Raw genomic sequence first — 20,447 nt, forward strand, 5'->3', positions numbered from 1 at the left:
GTTATATTACAACACAAAGAGAATGCATTCCTCTATTGGGTATCTTTCCCCTACCCAATTTGAAGATTTGAATTCATAAAAATTGCTTAACTTTGTGTCTAGTTTTTGTTGACAGTTCCAATTTCTGGGGGTCAGATCATTTTATACCTCTTAAAACGAAGCTTGTATAAAATAAAGATAAACGCTATTATATATAATGATATATTGTTCCCGTTGAAGTAACCGTACCTAATTTTACCCATATACCAAATACTCTAGTATAATTATCCACGTCATAGCTATATCTTTGCTCAAGTCTATCACCATTATTTCCAACTGATACGGATGTACTATTTACACTATTTAATCTACTATAGCCTTGATTACTTTTCTCTGAAACTTTCGAACTAGTAGCTGATGTCCAATATTTTTTACCGTTACTACGAGTACCATATCTACCTGTTGCGCTATATCTTATTATTAATCCATTATAAACCTCTGATTCGTAATTTTTTGTCATTGAGCCTGTACTACTTTGTGTTATAAGAGTATCCGTCTCGTAATTGTGAAAATCTCTTGTTATTATAGTAGGCTTACTTTTGTATTCTAATATTTGTTGTTCAAATTCTTCTAAAGTTTTAGCTTTACTATAATTAGTTTCACTATGATTTATGTCAATTTTGTTTATATCTTCTTCAGAGATAATCTCTAATCCATATTTTTCAACTAACTTAATTACACCTTCTTTAGCGGATATATCTTTTTCTTCATTGATAATATTTCTATCTAGTAAAGAAATTTTATCTCCTAAATAACCATCTTGTGCAAACACAGGAACGGTATTAATAGCCATAATGGCTAAAGTTAATGTTAAACCAAACTTTCTTTTCATTTTAATCTCTCCATTAATTTTTAATCTTTTTTATAATGTTGATATTAATATATAGTTATCTAGTCGAACCTCCCTCCATTTTATATTTTTATACAATAGTAACATTGTATTCATTTATCATTTTTGTTTTTTATGGCATTAATAATCTTTTCAGTACAATAAAAGATTATTAATGCTAAAAATATAATGGCAAAAGAAATCGCGTTATTATTGCCAGGTAACACGTATGCTGAATATAAAATTAAAAATAATATTATAATTACTCTTAAAATTCTTAGAAAACTATTATTCATTATAAGATAACTCCTTTGGCTATAAGATTAAAAGTATATTTTATTATAAGTATATACTATATAGCTTGTATTTTTTTGTGATTTTATGGTATCTAAAACGATTTTTCTTTCGACAAAATAACATTTAAGACATTAATAGGATTTAAAAATAATATCCATACTAAGCTTACATAAGGCTAAAGACAAATAATAATTTAAAAAAAGCTAACTACATAATAAATTAATCTGCAATAATTTCTAAGGTTAATATAATACTTACGATAAATAAAGAATCTTTTAATATGTAAGAATTTCTAATTTAATCTTTACAGATCTAATTGGAAGATATATCTTCTCGACTTCATGTAATACAATAATCTTCGCAATTGTAATTTAAACACTAGCATATGTTAACCTAATATTTATGAGTAGATCACATAATTGTTAGAGCTTTTTATTAGTAAGTTTTAGATACATGAGAGGCTAAATTAATGTAAATAGTAATTTTTATATTATAAATATTGAAGTAAAAAACAGTCTATCTTTTATAATGATTTTTGAGACTGTCTTTTATTCTTTATAATTAAATTTCTCTATTTAGATTGACAGAGTAAATCCTAGGTGACAATATTAATCAAACTTAGCATGAAACTTACTTCATGTTTAAAGTAAAGAGATTATAGCGAATGGAACAAAGACATTAGAAAAAGATGATATCATCGTTTTTGGTAATATATGACATGCAGTTGTCTAATTCCATATTTTATAATACGCTTAAAAGCTTGAGGAGATGAAAAGTGTGAATTATTAAATTATAAATGTTAATAAAAAGTTAATAGCAGGAATAGGTATTTTTGTTACTAATGAAAATAGTAAAGCTATGAAAGATGTAGTAAAATATGAAAAAAGCTTATAAGAGAGAACACAGTGAAAGCATAAATGAAGTTATTGGAAATAAAAGGATTGTTTTACGTATTGATTGTAAAGGTGACTATACTAAATCATATTATTTTCTTGGGTTCAGTTCATTAGTTAGTGGATATTTATTTCAAAAATAAAGTTATTACTATAGCTACAAAAAGAATAATATTATTGCAAAATGAATTATATATATTTAATTTTGCAATATATATTTGACAAAACGATATTGAAAATATAAAATAATAGAAAATAAGATAATTGTATTTTTATAGTTTAGGAGGTTATAAGGTGAGACTATTTAATAAAGAAAAAAGATCAACAGATGAAAGAATAGTAAATGTTTTAAATAAGATTTATAAAGAAGCCTATTATCTAGTAATGATAATGTGTTTAATATCAATTGGAGTAAAGTATTACTTACATGGATCAAATATTAAATCAATTATTTTAGAACTTTTAATTATTTTTATATCAGGAATATACTGTGGAATTAGAAAGGTATGTCTCGGTATATATATAGATGAAGTTGAAATTCATGATAGAACAAGTAAAATATCTATGAGTGTAAAAAATATTATTATAGGTTTAGTTAGTGGTATTGTAATCTCAGTATTTTTTGGAGTAAGAAATTCTGTATTATACGGAAATGATACAAATAGAATATGGTACTTCATTCTAGTGTTTTTCGCTTCTTTTATGATGTATTGTCCATTCTTTGTTCTTATTATAAGTGTACCTCATATTATTTCAAGAAAGCTTAGTAAGAAAATCCCTCCGGAGAATTAAGAATAATAAGGGATAAAAGTAGGTGATCCATGATGAAAAATATAAGATTAAAGCTGGCAAGAGTTGAGAAAGATTTATCGCAAGACGAACTATCAAAGATTGTAGGGGTATCTAGACAGACAATAAGCTTAATAGAGTTAGGAAAATATAATCCATCACTTAGTTTGTGTATTTCTATATGTAAGGCATTATCTAAAACATTAAATGACTTGTTTTGGGAAGAGTAAATGACTTGTTAATTATATGTAATGCATATAGTAATGGTAAAAGAGTTAAGTAGATAAAAACTTATTTACTTAACTCTTTTACTTTTTTCCATGCTTTTTTTCACGCAATATTCTATTTTGCATCTTTTTTCTATACTACAAGTCTAAACATTCTATAAAATGTCTAGTTGCTGAAGAGTTATATCTTTTATCTGACCAGATTATAGAAGTCCCCACTCTTAAAGAAGGTTCATTAAGCTCTTTATAGAATAAATTTGTATTTGGAATAAGGTGTATACAATTTTTAGGAACAATAGCTAACCCCATGTCAGAGATAGACCATAATATAATTGTTCTAACATCATTACTTCTACATATTATATTTGGCTCAAATCCAGCTTGATTACATAATGAAATTATATCTTGCTCATATCTACGTTGTACAAGTAACGGAACTCCTGATAAGTCTTTTAGGTGAAGAGATTTAGTGTTGTCATTCCAGTAAACTTTTTTACTAATAACTATCATTGGATCATCTGTTAAACTAATTGATTGAAAACCATCTAGATTATAAGGTGTTCTTATAATACCAATGTCTATTAGTCCATTAGTTAGTAGCTCTGTAATTTTAGGAGTGTCTTCATCAATGATTTCAAAACTAATATGAGGAAACTTATTATGAAAATTAGAAATTAGTTGTGGTAATATTGTTGCACCAGCAGAAGAAACTGTTCCTATAGACAGCTTACCAGTTAGACCATCATTAACATCCCTTACTTCTTTTATTGTTGAATCCATTAATTCTAATATTTGCTTAGACTTATAAAGTAGTGTTTTCCCTGCATCAGTTATCTTAATGTTTCTTGTATCTCTTTCAAAAAGTTTGGCCCCTAATTCATCTTCGAGAAGCTTTAGTTGTTGACTTAGTGGCGGCTGAGCAATGTGCAACTTTTTTGCAGCTTTAGATATATTACCTTCCTCACAAATAGTAACAAAATATTTTAGTCGTCTAATATCCATATAAAACACACTCCTATTAATATATATTAATAAAGTATATATTACATATGATTTAAATATTTCTAATATATATATCTACTTGCTATAATTATACATAAGTTTCTATGGAAAAGAAATATATGAGGGGTGATATTGTGGTTACAGTAATTAACAAGGGAGTTTTTCTGTATAGAGGAGAAAAGTTATTAGGTGTTGAAAATGAAATTACTATTGATGATATAAAGAGATTGGAAAGAAATAACTACGTTACTGGTGATGAATCAATATCTGACTTAAATCCTGAAAAAGCACGAATGAATACTATGACATATAAGGTAATACAGAATCATAATGTTTCTAATAGTGATAGAGAAATTAAAATAAAGTTTGATGCTTTAGCATCTCATGATATTACTTATGTAGGTATCATTCAGACAGCTAAAGCCAGTGGTCTGACTCAGTTTCCTATACCATATATTTTGACTAACTGTCACAATAGTCTTTGTGCAGTTGGAGGTACTATAAATGAAGATGATCATATATTTGGGTTATCAGCGGCTAAAAAATATGGTGGAATATATGTTCCTGCTCATCAATCTGTAATACATCAATATATGAGAGAAGAAATAACTAAATGTGGAAGCATGATTTTAGGTTCAGATAGTCATACAAGATATGGAGCACTTGGAACAATGGCTATTGGTGAAGGAGGGCCAGAACTAGTAAAACAATTACTTGGAAAGACATATGATTTTACCTATCCAGAAGTGATTGCAGTTTATTTAGAAGGGAAACCTCATATTGGAGTAGGGCCTCACGATGTAGCACTTTCAATTATTGGTGAAGTATTTAAAAGTGGATTTGTTAAAAACAAGGTTTTAGAATTTGTTGGACCAGGAATATCTAGTTTATCAGTTGACTTTAGAAATGGCATTGATGTTATGACTACAGAGACAGCTTGTTTAAGTTCAATATGGCATACAGATGATAAGGTTAAGGAGTACTACCGTAAACATGGTAGACTAGAAGACTATTCAAAGATAGAGCCAGGAACTTTAGCATATTATGATGGGCTGATAAAGGTAGATTTAGGAAAAATAGAACCTATGATTGCGTTGCCATTTCATCCTAGCAATGTTTATAAGATTTCTGAGTTGAATAAATATCCTTACGAGATATTAAAAGAAGTTGAAGCTGAAGGACAAAGACAATTAAATAACTCACAAATAAGATTTAATCTTACTGATAAAATTGTAAATGGAAGAATTAAAGTTAATCAAGGAATAGTAGCAGGTTGTGCAGGAGGAAGTTTTGAAAATATTATCAAAATGGCAACCTTATTAAAAGAAAACTCTATAGGAAATGACTATTTTGATGTAAGTGTATATCCAGCAAGTCAGCCAATATATATGGAGCTAACTAAGCAAGGAGCAACTGAAAACTTAATGAGTGCTGGAGTAACAATAAAAACTGCTTTTTGTGGACCTTGTTTTGGAGCAGGAGATGTACCTAATCATAACGGACTTAGTATAAGACATACTACAAGAAACTTTCCAAATAGAGAAGGATCAAAGCCGTGGGAAGGTCAGATTGCTTCAGTAGCTTTGATGGATACATTGTCTATAACAGCAACTGCTTTAAATGGAGGCATACTATCATCTGCTATGGAAATAGATATACCTAACTTAGATATAACTTATGAATTTAACAAATCATCATATAACAATAGAGTATTTAATGGATTTAAGAGCCCTAAAATGGAAGAACCATTAAAGTATGGTCCTAATATATCAGACTGGCCAGAGTTACAGCCATTATCAGATAACTTGCTTTTAAAGATAGCTTCAGTTATAAATGATAAAGTAACATCAACAGATGAACTTATACCATCAGGTGAAGCTTCGTCATATCGTTCTAATCCGTTGAAATTAGCTGAATTTACTTTATCAAGAAAAGATCCTATGTATGTCAAAAGAGCAAAAGACATTCAATTACTTGAGGAAAAGAGAAAATTATTTTTACAAGGAAATGATATATCAGTAATAAAAGATATAGTGGACGTATTTAGTGAAATAAAGGAAAAAGAGAATATTAGTGATGAAGAATTAAATGAGCTAATTAGTAATACTAGTATAGGAAGTACAATATTTGCTATAAAACCAGGAGATGGTTCTGCAAGAGAGCAAGCTGCTTCTTGTCAAAGAGTCTTAGGAGGAGTCGCTAATATTGCAGTTGAATATGCTACTAAGAGATATAGAAGTAATTTAATTAACTGGGGTATGATACCATTTATTATTACTAATCTTGAGAAAGAGAAATTAGAAGTAGATGATTATATTTTTATCCCTAAAATAAAAGAAGTAGTTATAATGGGAAAAGAGAATATCACAGGTAAGATAATTAGTCCTAAAGGAAGTAGAAACATTACTTTTAAATTAGAAAAAATGACAGAAGATGAAAAGGATATAATCTTATCAGGTAGCTTGATTAACTATTATGCTAGTAAAGGGAGATAGAAGAAAGGTTATATGACTAGAAATTATTAAGAATAACAGAAGGTATTATAATTTAAACTCTAGTATATGTTAACTTATCATTCATAGGTAGGTCACATAATTGCTAGAGTTTTTTATTATTAAGTTCTACTAGTACAATAGACTAAATTATTATATCTAATTTCTATGCTATAATTACATTATAAAATAACATTTAAATCTTTATATTATATAAAGGAAAATAAAACAGAGGTGAAGTATCTTGAAATTAATAGACACAAAATTAAAAGGATTTAAATTAAGATTTGCTGAAGAAAAAGATATATCTTTAGTTTTAGAATTTGTTAAAGAATTGGCAGAGTACGAAAATCTTCTAGATGAGGTAGTTGCAACAGAAGAGATTTTAAGAGAGTCATTATTTATACGTAAAGCGGCAGAAGTTATAATTGGAGAATATGAAGGTAAGCCAGTTGGATTTGCATTGTTTTTTCATAATTTTTCTACGTTTTTAGGACAACCAGGTCTTTACTTGGAGGATTTATATATAAGACCTGAAGTAAGAGGTAAAGGTTTTGGCAAAATAATACTTTCATTTTTAGCAAAACTTGCTGTAGAAAGAAATTGTGGAAGGCTTGAATGGTGGTGCCTTGACTGGAATGAACCATCAATTAAGTTTTATAAACAATTAGGGGCGATTCCAATGGATGAGTGGACTACATATAGAGTACATGATGAAGCATTAGATAATTTGGCAAAAGAGTTTGATGATTAGAGCTAAACTAAAAAAATAAAATGATTTAAAGGATTATCTATATAGGAGAGAAAAATGAAAAGTATTAATTTATTAGCTAGTGCTATTATACAAATTATATTGTTTTCAATTATACCATTTATTTGGTGGATTATTAGTGGCAGAAAACAATTGAACTTTTTTAAATGGTTAGGTATAAAAAAGCCAATTATTAAAGATAGAAAGAAATATGCTCTTACTTTTTTACTTACTATATTACTTTTATCTTTTACAGCATTTGTAATTGTTCCATTGTTTGTAAATAGTTCTAATATGGCGACTTCACAATTTAGGGGGCAAGGTATTTCTGCTTTAATTCCTTCCTTAATTTATGCTTTCTTACAAACAGGATTTTCGGAGGAAATTTTTTTTAGAGGATTTCTAACAAAGAGACTTGTAGCTAAATTTGGGTTTAACATTGGTAATATAATTCAAGGACTGTTATTTGGATTAGTACATGGGGCTATGTTTGTATCACTATCTAGAGTGTTGGGAACAATAATAATCATTTTAATTACTGGTATAGCAGGTTATTTAATGGGATGGATTAATGAAAAGCAGTCAGATGGTTCTATTATATCAAGTTGGCTATTACATGGTTGTGCTAATACTATTGCATCTATCATATCAATGTTTAATCTTCTTTAAGTTACTAATACTAATGATATATTATTTATCATTGAAGGAAAATACTTTCTCATTTAATTATAATTTACTGCTATACTAAAAACATAGATAATAAAATAAATGAGATAAAAGGATTATCGATAATAGAGGTGAAATTATGTTTGGTGAGATAGATAAGAAAAAAGCATTACTAGATACTAAAAGGCCATTTAATAGAATAATAGTAGATAATTTAAAAAAATATTTTGATGTAGAGCTCACTTATAATTCTAATGCAATAGAAGGGAATACCTTAACAATAACAGAAACAAAAGTAATTTTAGAAGACGGATTAACTATTGGAAAAGGGAAAAGCTTAAGAGAACATTTAGAAGTAATAAATCATAAGGAAGCTATAGATTATATAGAGGATATAGTTAATAAAAATATAGATATATCAGAAAGAGTTATAAGAGACTTACATAGTATAATATTAAAGAGTATAGATAATAAAAATGCTGGTGAATACAGAAAAGTCAATGTATTAATAAGTGGTAGTCAGCATAAGCCAATTGAACATTTTCTAGTAGAGGAAAAGATGAAAGAATTAATAGACTGGTATAAAGAAAATAAAGATAAAATACATCCAATAGAATTAGCAGCACAATTTTACTTTAAATATGTTTATATACATCCTTTTATTGGTGGAAATGGAAGAACAGCAAGACTTCTAATGAATTTAATATTAATGAGAAACGGATATCCCATAACTGTCATAAAGAACGATGAAAGAGATGAATATATGAGAGCTTTAGAGGAAACTAGTGTGGAAAAGAACATATATGGTTTCATAAAAATTATTGCTAAGGCAGTTGATAGGAGTTTAGATACTTATTTACATATGATAGGCTAATTATAAAAAATGAAAAACTTTTCTTTAGTATAATTGTAATTTATCATAATTATTGTGGTATCAAACTCATATTTGCAACATATATTTCCATATGATATAATACAAACTGTAAATAGAAATTATTAAGATGTTGAAACAAATTAAGGGAGAGAATTTGATGAGTAGTGTTGTTCTTAACTAACAACGAACTGAATAGTTGTTTCTTGAAAAACTTTTAAACCTGAGTTATTTCAGGTGTGTTTGTTGACGAGTTTTTTAAGAATAAGTTAAGAACACGGATAGCATCTAACCTTATATGATATACATTAATAAACCGTGCTTTTGCATGGTATTTTTATGCCCAAAATAAAATCTTATGTATTTTTTTAACATGTGATTATCTATTATTCTAAAATTTAAGTAGTTTATTTTAAACTCTTAATAAAACAATTAAGAGTACAAATAATTATTTTAGAATTATAGGTGAATTATATTTTAAAAAGAATACTATATTGGCATGAAATATAAGTTATAAAAGGCTGTAGCGACTTTGTGTTGTTATGGCCTTTTTTTGTTTTTTTATTCATTCGCATTCTTAACTTATTTCAGTTGTTGTCAATAAAGAGCAATTATTATTCCTAATTCTTAAGAAAGGGGAGAATTGTTTGTTAATTGTAGGTAAAGACATCAACACTAAAATTTAATAAAAATAGAAGTTAATATAATACGGAGGGAATAATAATGGTAGATTATCTACAAGAAATAAATAAGAATGTAAATATAGAAGAAGGAAAGCAGGCAATAGAAAATATATTACTAAACATATACTTTAAAGAAGGAATTTCCACTAAAGAGTTAGCTAGAAATAATCTTTTACCTATTCCTGTGATTTCAGCTATAAAAAAAGAATTTATTAAATATAGACTATTAGTTCAAGACAGAGGAGTAAGACTCACAAAAGAAGGAAGACACTTTATAGAAAATGAGTTAGGATTCCGTGGAGTAAACAAAGCTTTATATACCAAACTATTAACAGAACCATGGAATGATCATAAAGAAGTTAATGAAATAAAAGAAGAATTGAAAGAAATATTTATGAATCGTCCTGAAGTAGATGTGATTATAGATCAATCAAAATGTACATTAGATACAGCTTTAAAAAGAGCAATATTATGTCTAAAAAATCATGTATTAATAGGAAAGAAGATTCTATGTGTAGGAGATGACGACTTAGTAAGTATAGCTTTAGGCTTTTTGTTGAAAAAGCTATCTGTTAATATGAAGAACTGTAATACAACAATCTCTGTAATGGATATTGATAAGAGATTTCTTAACTATATAAGAAATATATCTGAAGAAAAAGATCTTCCTATCAAATGTGAATATGTAGATTTTAGAAAACCATTACCAAAGAATTTTAAAAAGCAATATGATTGTTTCTTTACTGATCCACCATATACTCTTCAAGGAATGAATTTGTTTCTTTCAAGAGGAATAGAAGCTTTAAAAGATCAAAGTGGTCTTCCTATATTTTTCTCTTATGCACACAAGTCACCAGACTTTGAACTTAATATGCAAGAGTATTTCGTAGATGCAGGACTTACAGTTTCGGAAATGATGACTAGATTTAATAATTATGAAGGAGCTGGAATAATAGGAAGTACAGGTCAGATGATAGTTCTAAAAACTACTAGTAGAAGTAGAACCCTAATAGAAGATTCTTATGAAGGAGTACTTTATACAGGTGAACTAAAAAGAACGATTCGTTCTTATAAATGTAAAAACTGTGGTGGAATTATCAAAGTCGGTGCTTCTGAAAAAATTAAAACTATAGAAGATCTAAAAGTACAGGGATGTAATAAGTGTAAAAACAAAGTATTTCAATTACTTGAAAAAAGTAAGATTTGATTTGCATTTACTAAAGGATATTTATTAATAAACACCTTCTTAAAAACACATACTACTATTTAAGAATGTTAATAACTTTGGTAAAAGGAGTTAGAAATGAAAGCTATAGTTTATGAAGGTGTAAAGAATGTAAAAGTAAAGGATGTAAAAGATCCAACAATACAAAGACATGATGACATAATAGTAAAAGTTACATCAACGGCTATTTGTGGTTCTGATCTACACTTGATTCATGGTTTTATCCCAAATTTACCCAAAGGGTTCATACTAGGTCATGAGACAATGGGAATAGTAGAAGAAGTGGGAAAAGGAGTAACAAATTTAAAAAAGGGTGATAGAGTTATTGTACCTTTTCCTGTCTCTTGTGGTCACTGCTGGTATTGTGAGCATGATTTATGGAGCCAATGTGATAATTCTAATCCTAATGGAGAATCAGCTGGTATATTTGGCTATAGTAATACCTTTGGTGGATATGATGGTGGTCAGGCAGAATATCTGAGAGTTCCATATGCTAATGTAGGTCCAACAGTTATTCCAGAGGAGTTAACTGATGAACAGGTACTATTTTTAACAGATATCCTTCCTACTTCATTGTGGGGAGTAGATATTGCTAATGTAAAATCTGGAGATACTGTTGTGGTATTAGGGTGCGGACCTGTTGGACTATTGGCTCAGAAATGGGCTATATATAAAGGGGCAAGACGAGTGATAGCTGTAGACTATGTAGATTATAGACTTGATCATGCAAGAGTTCATAATCAAGTTGAAGTAGTGAATTTTCAAGAACATGATAATACTGGGGAATATCTAAAAGAAATAACTAATGGTGGTGCAGATGCTGTTATAGATTGTGTTGGTATGGATGGAAAGATGTCAACTATAGAGAAAATTGAGAGCTTATTGAAAATTCAAGGTGGCTCAAAATCAGCTATTGAAATTGCTACCCAAGCTGTAAGAAAAGGTGGAACAGCATCATTGGTAGGAGTTTATGGAGCAAAGTATAATGCTTTTCCATTAGGAGATTTCTTTTCTAGAAATATTACTTTAAAAATGGGTCAATGCCCTGCACATTCCTATGTTGAACCGATCTTAAAGTTAATTAAACAAGGGAAATTTGATGCAAGAGATATAATTACACATAAGCTATCTATTAGTGAAGGAGAACGTGCCTATGAGATTTTTGATAAGAAAGAGGATAACTGTATAAAGGTAATACTAAAGCCTTAATCTAAATAACTATTTTTTGCATTTATTTAAAATTGTAGAAGCTAAAACACCTACTTTAATCTAACGTTAAAGTAGGTGTAACTATATGAATGTAATTAATCATAAAAGAAATGAATTATTTGTTATCTAGATCTTTCCACTTACTTTCCATTTTAGGTGGTGAATAGACTCTCATCTTTTCAATCAATTCAGAAGGATTTTTCGAAATTGAGATAAGTTGAAGATTTGACTTACTCATGAAACCTTCATTAGCTGCATTTTTTAACATAGATATTAGAGGATCAAAGAAATTTGATATATTTAATAAACCAATAGGCTTTTTATGAATACCTATTTGAGCCCAACTAAGTATTTCAAATAGTTCTTCAAAAGTTCCTAATCCTCCAGGTAAGGTTATGAAGCCATCAGAAAGTTCTGCCATCGTCTGTTTTCTTTGGTGCATATTTTCAACTTCAATTAATTTAGTTAAATTTTTATGAACAACTTCTCCTAAAAAAAGTCCTTTAGGCATAACTCCAGTTACTTTTCCATTGTGTTTTAGGACTTCATTTGCTACTTCTCCCATTAGCCCTATACATGAACCACCGTATACTAGTTCGATCTGATTACTAGCTAGTTCTTTTCCAAGTAACTTAGCATATTCTTTATATTCTGGACGTGATCCAGGATTGGAACCACAATATACACATATTTTTTTCATAGATATTACCTCCTATAACCACAATGTCTTTATTTGTTGATAATAACTCATAAAATTATTATAATTAACATATTGATATAAGTAAAATTAATATTTAATATAGGAGGTATATTAAAAACTTATATGCATATTAATCTTGAACTTTATAGAATCTTTTATATTACTGCTAAATTAGGGAGTATATCTAAAGCGGCAAAAGAGCTTTTTACATCACAACCGGCAGTCAGTCAGTCTATTAAGCTATTAGAGAAAAAGCTTGGAGGTCAATTATTTTATAGAAATCCAAAGGGAGTGTCTCTTACCACAGAAGGTGAAGTACTATTTAAGTATATAGAACAAGGATATGGGCTTATACAAACAGCTGAAAGGAAGTTTTGGGAGATCAAGAATCTTAAATTAGGTCAAGTAAGAATTGGAGTAAGTGATACTTTATGCAAATATTATCTTATTCCTTATCTTGAGAAATATAATAAAACATTTCCTGATATAAAAATCTATGTTGCAAACTATTCAACCTATAAAATTATTGATTTATTAGAATCAGGTGAAGTAGACTTAGGAATTTTAAATTTACCTGTAGATAAAAAGGATACACTTGATATTGTTGAAACATTAAAAATACAGGATTGTTTTGTTGTAGGAGAGAAATATAAGAATATTGCTAAGAATCCAATATCAATAGAAGATCTAAGTAATTATCCTATTATATTATTAGAAGAAGAAAGTAATTCACGTAACTTTATTAACAATTATTTTGAATCACATGGAGTATCAGTATCTCCAGAAATAGAATTAGGAACCATAGATCTTCTAGTGGAATTTGCCAAGATTGGATTAGGAGTTTCTTGTGTAGTAAAGGATTTTATCAAAGAAGAATTAGAACAACAACAGTTATATGAAATAACTGTTAAAGAAACAATTCCTAAAAGAAGTATAGGGATTGCTACTGTAAAGGGATTTCCAATCTCTACAGCGGCAGAAAGATTTATTGAATTTATTAAAGAATAGATTTTTCGTAGTATTAGTTTTTATAGTATATACAATTTTAAATTGTATAATTTGAAATCTATAATTTATATAGAGATGAAGAAAAATAGACTCTATTAGATGAATACTTATCTAGTAGAGTCTTTCTTTATAAGTAAATATTAATATATTTTAGTGATTATAGATTAATTTACTATATATCTATATTGCATTTTAAATTATTATTTTTATTTCAGATTTGTTAATACTCATCACGTTCACTATTTCTAAATTCTACAGGTGTCTTGTTAGTGAGTTTCTTAAAAACTATACTATAATAATTTTGATTATTAAATCCAACTGAAAGAGCTATATCCAATATAGATAAGTTTGTTTCTAATAATAGCCTTTTACTATGGTATACTCTAATTTCATTTAAAGTTTGAGAAAATGTTTTACCAGTTTCTTTCTTTAATATACTGCAAAAATAACACTTATTAATATTAAGATATTTTGAAATATCTTCTAATGTTATTGGTTCACTATGCCTGGCATCAATATAATCTAGGGCTTTTTTTACATATAAGCTATAAGGCATGTTATTAATATTTTGTTTTCTCTTTACATAATTACTACTTTTTGCTATGTCATCAAGTAATGAAATTAAATGAGGAATACAGCACTTAGGCTTGTACAAAATACCTGTAGGATTTACTTTATTCGATGTGTAAGGACCTATAATAAATATACCTCTATTAATATTATTAGGACAGATATAACAAGCTGTAAAATGGATATTGTCAAAGCAAGATATTGTTACTACAGGATTATTCTTTTTGTTAAATATTTCATGTGTAGTCTTTTCATAAATATCATTGTTAAGAAATATCTCATCTAAATCTCCATTATATCCTACAGAATGAATAAGAGTTCCATCAAAATTAAAAGCTTTAATTGGAATGTGAGTGCATAAAAAAAACTTTTCCATGGTTGAACATATATGATCTTTAATGAAACAATTAAATCCACTCCTTTTAAATTTTGTTTAAATATAGTTATAAAAATCTAAATATACTTAGATTTTTATTTGTTAAAAAATTATATAATCAATTGAGAATGAATATCAAATCCAATTAACTATTAAATAATTATATCAATAAGAGGTTGGAGGTGTCAAATAAAGGGACTTATTATACAACAAAGGAGGAAATATGAAAAAACGATATTTATTTTTAGCATTAATTATCTTATCGTTAGCCTCAATATTCATTGGAGTGAAGGAAATAAGCTTCTTAGATATATTAAATCTTGATGAAGAAAAAACTAGAATAGTACTTATAAGTAGGCTTCCTCGTTTGATTAGTATTATTGTAGCAGGAGTTAGTATGAGTATAAGTGGACTTATTATGCAGCAGATAAGTCGTAATAAATTTGTATCACCAACTACAGCGGGAACTATAGACTGTGCTAAGTTAGGGATGTTAGTTTCTCTAATAGTATTTTCATCAGCCAGTTCTCTTAAAAAGATGATGATTGCATTTGCTTTTTCACTAGTGGGTACATTTTTATTTATGAGAATTATAAAAAAGATAAAGTTTAAAAATGTAATTTTTATTCCACTTGTAGGTATAATGCTTGGAAATATTATAGACTCAATTACAACTTTTTTCGCATACAAGTATGATATGATACAAAACATCTCTTCTTGGCTACAAGGAAACTTTTCCATGATTATTAAAGGACGTTATGAGCTTTTATATTTTAGTATTCCTCTTGTAATAATAGCTTTTCTATATGCTAATAAGTTTACAGTTGCAGGTATGGGCGAGGACTTTTCTAAAAATCTAGGGCTAAATTACAATAGCATTGTAAATTTAGGACTCATTATTGTAGCTCTAGTGTCAGCATTACTCATAATTACAGTAGGTAAGATACCATTTTTAGATCTTATAATTCCTAATATAGTTACAATATATCAAGGTGATAACTTAAAAAATAGTATTTTGCATACAGCTTTACTAGGAGCAGTATTTCTTTTAGCTTGTGACATACTAGGACGTATTATTATATATCCTTATGAGATTTCAATAGGTCTTACAGTTGGCATAATAGGAAGCGGCATATTTCTTTATTTGCTAATTAGGAGGAAAGCACATGAAGCATAGAAAGAAGATATTTTTTCTTGCAATTTTAGCATTAATATTTATAGCACTATTTATATTTTTAGGAATAAATAAAGGCAATTGGGATTATGCACTACCTAAACGTTCTTTGAAGGTACTTGGGATTGTTTTGATAGGAGGATCTATAGCTTTTTCTTCAATAATATTTCAAACCATTACTAATAACCGAATATTAACACCTAGTGTACTAGGATTAGATTGGTTATATATGTTTATACAGACATTTATAGTTTTCTTACTTGGTTCTACAAACATAATAGTCATGAATGACAATATTAACTTTATTTTATCTGTTGGACTTATGATAATATTTTCGATTCTTTTATATAAGATGTTATTTAAGAAAGAACAGAAAGATATTTTCTTCTTGTTATTAGTAGGATTAATATTTGGAACTTTATTTCAAAGTACATCGTCTTTTATACAGATGTTAATTGACCCTAATGAGTTTTTAGTTATACAAGATAAGATGTTTGCTAGTTTTAATAATATAAATACGGAAATTTTAACTATATCAATTATAACCATTATTTTAGTAATTGCTTATATCTATAAATATATTAAAGTTTTTGATGTTATGTCTCTAGGAAAGGAACAAGCTATAAATCTAGGAGTAGATTATGAAAAAATTGCAAAGAGAATACTTATTGTCGTTGCTATACTTGTATCAGTTTCTACAGCTTTAGTAGGACCAATAACATTTCTAGGAATACTTGTAGTTAACCTTGCTTATGAGTTCTTAAAAACATATAAACATAAATATCTAATTATAGGATCTATTTTAATAAGCATAATTGCATTAGTTGGAGGACAGTTGATTATTGAAAGGTTTATAAACTTTGATACAACTATAAGTGTAATTATAAATTTTGTTGGTGGACTTTATTTTATACATCTGCTATTAAAGGAGAAGAACGCATGATAGAAGTTAGTAATATAGTAAAAAAGTATGGAAATAAAGATGTTGTGGATAATATATCTTTAAAAATACTAGATGGTAAGATTACATCTTTTATTGGTCCAAATGGAGCAGGGAAAAGTACACTATTGTCTATTATAAGTCGTCTTATAAAGAAAGACCAAGGAGAAGTTTTAATTGATGGAAAAGAAATTGAAAAGTGGAATAACAATGATCTTTCAAAGAAGATATCTATATTAAAGCAGTCCAATCACATAAATATAAGATTAACTATTAGAGAATTAGTAAGCTTTGGACGATTTCCTTATTCTCAAGGTAAGCTTCTTGAAGAAGATTGGAAATATGTTGATGAAGCAATTAGATATATGAAGTTAGAAGATATACAGCATAAATATCTTGATGAACTAAGTGGAGGACAAAGACAAAGAGCCTATATAGCAATGATTATGGCTCAAAATACGGATTATATTCTTTTGGATGAACCTTTAAATAATTTAGATATGAAACACTCAGTAGAGATAATGAAGATTTTAAGATCTTTGGTGGATGAACTTGGGAAGACAGTAGTTATAGTTATACATGATATTAACTTTGCATCTTGTTATTCAGATTATATAGTTGCACTAAAAGATGGAAAGATAGTTGGAGAAGGTAATACTAAAGAAATCATTGATAAAGAAGTATTAGAAGGAATATATGAGATGGACTTTAATATACAAAATATAGAAGACCAAAGAATTTGTATTTACTTCTAATAATTAATTAAAACGAATAAATTTAAAAGTTAATTTAACTAATTTTAATAAAAAGACTAAGAGGTGAGATTAAATGTATAAAAAGAAAAGTTTAATTTTAACAGTATTATTAGTAGTTGTTTCTATGTTTGCCCTTACTGCTTGTGGTTCTAATAAGGAGGAACCAACTGCAAAAGATGATTCTAAGAAAGAAGCTGTTACAGATACTATCAAAGTTACTCATGAATTAGGGGAAGCTACTGTAAATAAAAATCCTAAAAAAGTAGTTGTTTTTGATTACGGTGTAATAGATTCACTCGATAAAATGGGTATAGAAATTAACGGCTTACCAAAGTCTAATCTTCCTGCATTCCTTAAAAAATATGAAAATGATAAGTATGAAGATATAGGGACTTTATTCGAACCAAACTTTGAAAAAATTCATGAAATGAAACCAGATTTAATTATTATATCTGGAAGACAGGCAAAACAATATGATGAACTTAACAAAATAGCTCCAACTGTTTATTTTAATTTAGATGGAGCAAACTATATGGATTCTTTTAAAGAAAATATGAAAACTTTAGGAAAGATATTTGATAAGGAATCTGTTATTAGCGATGAGCTTAAAAATATTGATGATTCTGTAAAAAAATTAAGTGATAAGGCAAAATCAAATGGAAAAAATGGATTAGTTATTTTAGCTAATGATGGTACACTTAGTGCTTATGGAGAAGGATCAAGATTTGGTATTATACACAAAGAATTTGGGGTTACTCCTGTTGATAAAAACATTGAAGTATCTAACCATGGTCAAAACATTTCTTTTGAATATATAGTAGAGAAGGATCCTGATCATATATTTGTTATTGACAGAACTGCTGTAGTAGGTGGTAACACATCTGCAAAACAAGTTTTAGAAAATGACTTAATTAAGAATACAAAGGCATATAAGAATAAACAAATAGTATATCTTAACCCTGAAATTTGGTATATATCAACTGGTGGACTTAATTCCACTATGGAAATGATTAAGGAAGTAGAAGAAGGAATTAAATAGATAACATCAGAATTATGTAAGACATGCTTCCATATTTGACTTACGTTCCGTAAGAGAGTTGATGAGAGCTCTACAAGGGTAAATGTGTTACTTTACCCTCGTAATGGTAGCAAATTGGTTAAGTCCAGATAAAAGAGATAAGGCGAACATTCCAGTCATCACCTTTGGTGTAGCTCAGATGTTCGCCTTTTTTGATACCTAAAATAAGATTTCAGAATAGAGAATAACTGGAATACTTAAGTCTGCTATAAAAGCTATTTTTCATCTTATCAGACCTTAGAGGATAAAGTGGGAAGTTCCAGCCATACGACAATCGCTAAATCGTTTGGATAGAAAAACTGAGATTTATTAATAAAATCAGTTCAGTAAGGCATGAGATAGCAGAAGCAACCTATATATAATCAAAACCCTATTCTATCTATCTACTATACTTATATCAAAAAAGTATAAAAGGGCATTGGGTGAAAAGCGAAGCTAATTAAAGTATGATATTCTGTTCTCATAAAGGAGGTAGATAATATGCAAGCATGGGAAGCAATTCAAACGTCCATTGATTATATTGAAGAACATTTAAAAGAGGATATTAAAATAGAGGAACTCGCCCACGTTGCAGCTTTATCCCCATTTTATTATCAACGATTATTTAGTCGTCTTGTTGGAAAGCCAGTTAATGAATACACCAAACTCCGTCGATTAGCCAATGCTGCAACTGCTTTGAAAAATAAAGATTGCCGTATTATGGATATTGCATTGGAGTACAGATTTTCAAGTCATGCAAATTTTTCACGGGCATTTAAAGGGACCTTTGGAATTACACCAGATGAATATAGAACTACTCCAACAAGACTAAACAATTTTGTTAAACCTAATCTTATGTTGAATTACGTAGTCATTGATGAAGGTGTACCACTAATTGTAGATGACATTGTCTTAGAAATTCACCGTAAAACTTTAAATACACCTGAAACGTATTTAGGTCTTACTGCTCAAGTACCAATCTCACAGCAAATACCAGTTGGAGAGAGTACAGGCATCGATATTCCAGGTAAGTTATGGTACGATTTTCATAATCAAAAATCAGAAATTGCTAATCTTATAGAAAGTGACATTGAATTGGGAGCTTCTTTTATGAGTAAAGGGGAAGTAGGAGAATTTACTTATTTCGCTGGCTCGCTAACAAACTTTCCTAATGTTAATACTGAAAAATTTATAAAGTGGGAATTACCTGCTAATGAGTATGTTGTATGCTACTTAGAGGCTCCAACTTTTGAAGAACTCGTAACATCATGTCTTAATAAAGCTCACAAGTATTTATTTGAAACATGGCTAAAAAATCATAAATTAGTAACACAGCCTTTTTCAGCAGAGAAGTATTTTAGAAATTCTTCAGAAGTAAATTGTATGGAAATATGGGTTGTTCCTATTCCAAATTCATCTGTATAAGTATTAAAAATATTGCCTGGATAAATAATAAACACAGTTTAGCAATAACTTTATCTTGAAAAATTACGTAGACAAAAGGCTACACGGTGGTTTTGAAACAGAGTAATCAAAGCCACTATTTTCTTTTTGGGGAAAATGGATTGATGGAAGGTGGTTGATACGTTCCTGTAACTACTGTTGATGACAACATTAGCACAAGAATGCATAAAGAGTCCACTATGAGTAAATCTTCCTTTAGACTTATCATAATCATCTATAATTTTGTAAGCATTATTGAGATTCCAGAGAGCAACAGCAAATTAGCATGATATTATTCATGCCTTATAAAAAAATAGTTACTTTTTCTCTACAAACTATGGGCTTTATATGAAGACATGTCTTTATTTTCAAATTGTTGTTGACACTTTTAGCACTGTTTTATATAATTGCTTTTAATAGAATCGGTAAATGAGCTGGTAGTTGCTATTTG

The 20,447-nt window shown here is 28.5% G+C and carries 19 protein-coding genes; 15 read left to right on the forward strand and 4 right to left on the reverse strand.

Translation table 11 applies throughout. The features are described from left to right. Positions 1-187 precede the first annotated feature (187 nt). Complete coding sequence (locus tag CLPU_RS15270) at positions 188-871, reverse strand: hypothetical protein (protein WP_050378818.1); 684 nt, start codon at positions 869-871, stop codon at positions 188-190. 1,171 nt (positions 872-2,042) lie between these two features. Here CLPU_RS15270 and CLPU_RS17360 point away from each other — a divergent pair. From CLPU_RS17360 to CLPU_RS15285, 3 genes are all read left to right on the forward strand, one after another. Further along, positions 2,043-2,201 carry a hypothetical protein gene (locus CLPU_RS17360; RefSeq protein WP_157857744.1) on the forward strand — a complete coding sequence of 53 codons (159 nt, stop codon included), beginning with the start codon at positions 2,043-2,045 and terminating at the stop codon, positions 2,199-2,201. A gap of 151 nt (positions 2,202-2,352) precedes the next feature. Then, the gene (locus CLPU_RS15280) at positions 2,353-2,850 is read left to right on the forward strand and encodes a DUF6773 family protein (protein WP_050378822.1); all 498 of its coding nucleotides are present in this window, start codon (positions 2,353-2,355) and stop codon (positions 2,848-2,850) included. Between the two features lie 32 nt (positions 2,851-2,882). Beyond that, the gene (locus CLPU_RS15285; protein ID WP_050378824.1) at positions 2,883-3,077 is read left to right on the forward strand and encodes a helix-turn-helix transcriptional regulator; all 195 of its coding nucleotides are present in this window, start codon (positions 2,883-2,885) and stop codon (positions 3,075-3,077) included. Positions 3,078-3,212: 135 nt separating this feature from the next. Here the strand turns inward: CLPU_RS15285 and CLPU_RS15290 are convergent, their stop codons facing one another. Continuing rightward, positions 3,213-4,076, reverse strand: a complete 864-nt coding sequence (locus CLPU_RS15290) for a LysR family transcriptional regulator (protein ID WP_050378826.1) — start codon at positions 4,074-4,076, stop codon at positions 3,213-3,215. Positions 4,077-4,210: 134 nt separating this feature from the next. Between CLPU_RS15290 and CLPU_RS15295 the strand changes: the two genes are divergently transcribed. The 6 genes from CLPU_RS15295 (at position 4,211) to CLPU_RS15320 (ending at position 11,973) form a co-directional block, all read left to right on the forward strand. Then, complete coding sequence (locus CLPU_RS15295; protein WP_050378828.1) at positions 4,211-6,571, forward strand: hydratase; 2,361 nt, start codon at positions 4,211-4,213, stop codon at positions 6,569-6,571. Between the two features lie 241 nt (positions 6,572-6,812). Beyond that, positions 6,813-7,322, forward strand: coding sequence for a GNAT family N-acetyltransferase (locus CLPU_RS15300; RefSeq protein ID WP_200898620.1), 510 nt, complete (start codon positions 6,813-6,815; stop codon positions 7,320-7,322). 54 nt (positions 7,323-7,376) lie between these two features. Further along, positions 7,377-7,988 carry a CPBP family intramembrane glutamic endopeptidase gene (locus CLPU_RS15305; RefSeq protein WP_200898622.1) on the forward strand — a complete coding sequence of 204 codons (612 nt, stop codon included), beginning with the start codon at positions 7,377-7,379 and terminating at the stop codon, positions 7,986-7,988. A gap of 136 nt (positions 7,989-8,124) precedes the next feature. Continuing rightward, positions 8,125-8,859, forward strand: coding sequence for a Fic family protein (locus tag CLPU_RS15310; protein ID WP_050378829.1), 735 nt, complete (start codon positions 8,125-8,127; stop codon positions 8,857-8,859). A gap of 720 nt (positions 8,860-9,579) precedes the next feature. Beyond that, a complete protein-coding gene (locus CLPU_RS15315) occupies positions 9,580-10,746 on the forward strand; it encodes a bis-aminopropyl spermidine synthase family protein (protein WP_050378831.1) in 1,167 nt (388 codons plus the stop codon). 96 nt (positions 10,747-10,842) lie between these two features. Next, positions 10,843-11,973 (forward strand): zinc-dependent alcohol dehydrogenase, encoded by a 1,131-nt coding sequence (locus tag CLPU_RS15320; RefSeq protein ID WP_050378833.1) that lies wholly within the window; start codon positions 10,843-10,845, stop codon positions 11,971-11,973. Positions 11,974-12,088: 115 nt separating this feature from the next. Here CLPU_RS15320 and CLPU_RS15325 read toward each other — a convergent pair whose 3' ends face one another. After that, positions 12,089-12,673 carry an LOG family protein gene (locus CLPU_RS15325; RefSeq protein WP_050378835.1) on the reverse strand — a complete coding sequence of 195 codons (585 nt, stop codon included), beginning with the start codon at positions 12,671-12,673 and terminating at the stop codon, positions 12,089-12,091. A 123-nt stretch (positions 12,674-12,796) separates the two neighbouring features. Between CLPU_RS15325 and CLPU_RS15330 the strand changes: the two genes are divergently transcribed. Continuing rightward, positions 12,797-13,681, forward strand: coding sequence for a LysR family transcriptional regulator (locus CLPU_RS15330; RefSeq protein WP_050378837.1), 885 nt, complete (start codon positions 12,797-12,799; stop codon positions 13,679-13,681). Positions 13,682-13,901: 220 nt separating this feature from the next. Here CLPU_RS15330 and CLPU_RS15335 read toward each other — a convergent pair whose 3' ends face one another. After that, positions 13,902-14,627: a helix-turn-helix domain-containing protein gene (locus CLPU_RS15335; RefSeq protein ID WP_050378839.1), complete on the reverse strand. Its 726-nt coding sequence runs from the start codon at positions 14,625-14,627 to the stop codon at positions 13,902-13,904. A 223-nt stretch (positions 14,628-14,850) separates the two neighbouring features. Between CLPU_RS15335 and CLPU_RS15340 the strand changes: the two genes are divergently transcribed. The 5 genes from CLPU_RS15340 (at position 14,851) to CLPU_RS15360 (ending at position 19,978) form a co-directional block, all read left to right on the forward strand. Beyond that, positions 14,851-15,804, forward strand: coding sequence for an ABC transporter permease (locus CLPU_RS15340; RefSeq protein WP_050378840.1), 954 nt, complete (start codon positions 14,851-14,853; stop codon positions 15,802-15,804). Continuing rightward, positions 15,794-16,744, forward strand: a complete 951-nt coding sequence (locus tag CLPU_RS15345) for an iron chelate uptake ABC transporter family permease subunit (protein WP_050378841.1) — start codon at positions 15,794-15,796, stop codon at positions 16,742-16,744. The genes CLPU_RS15340 and CLPU_RS15345 overlap by 11 nt, the downstream gene beginning before the upstream one ends. Beyond that, positions 16,741-17,496, forward strand: coding sequence for an iron ABC transporter ATP-binding protein (locus tag CLPU_RS15350; RefSeq protein ID WP_050378843.1), 756 nt, complete (start codon positions 16,741-16,743; stop codon positions 17,494-17,496). The genes CLPU_RS15345 and CLPU_RS15350 overlap by 4 nt, the downstream gene beginning before the upstream one ends. A gap of 73 nt (positions 17,497-17,569) precedes the next feature. Further along, positions 17,570-18,535, forward strand: coding sequence for a siderophore ABC transporter substrate-binding protein (locus CLPU_RS15355; RefSeq protein ID WP_050378846.1), 966 nt, complete (start codon positions 17,570-17,572; stop codon positions 18,533-18,535). A 519-nt stretch (positions 18,536-19,054) separates the two neighbouring features. Beyond that, positions 19,055-19,978: an AraC family transcriptional regulator gene (locus CLPU_RS15360; RefSeq protein WP_050378847.1), complete on the forward strand. Its 924-nt coding sequence runs from the start codon at positions 19,055-19,057 to the stop codon at positions 19,976-19,978. The last annotated feature ends 469 nt before the right edge of the window (positions 19,979-20,447 follow it).

This window comes from Gottschalkia purinilytica, from assembly GCF_001190785.1.
GTDB lineage: Bacteria > Bacillota > Clostridia > Tissierellales > Gottschalkiaceae > Gottschalkia_A > Gottschalkia_A purinilytica.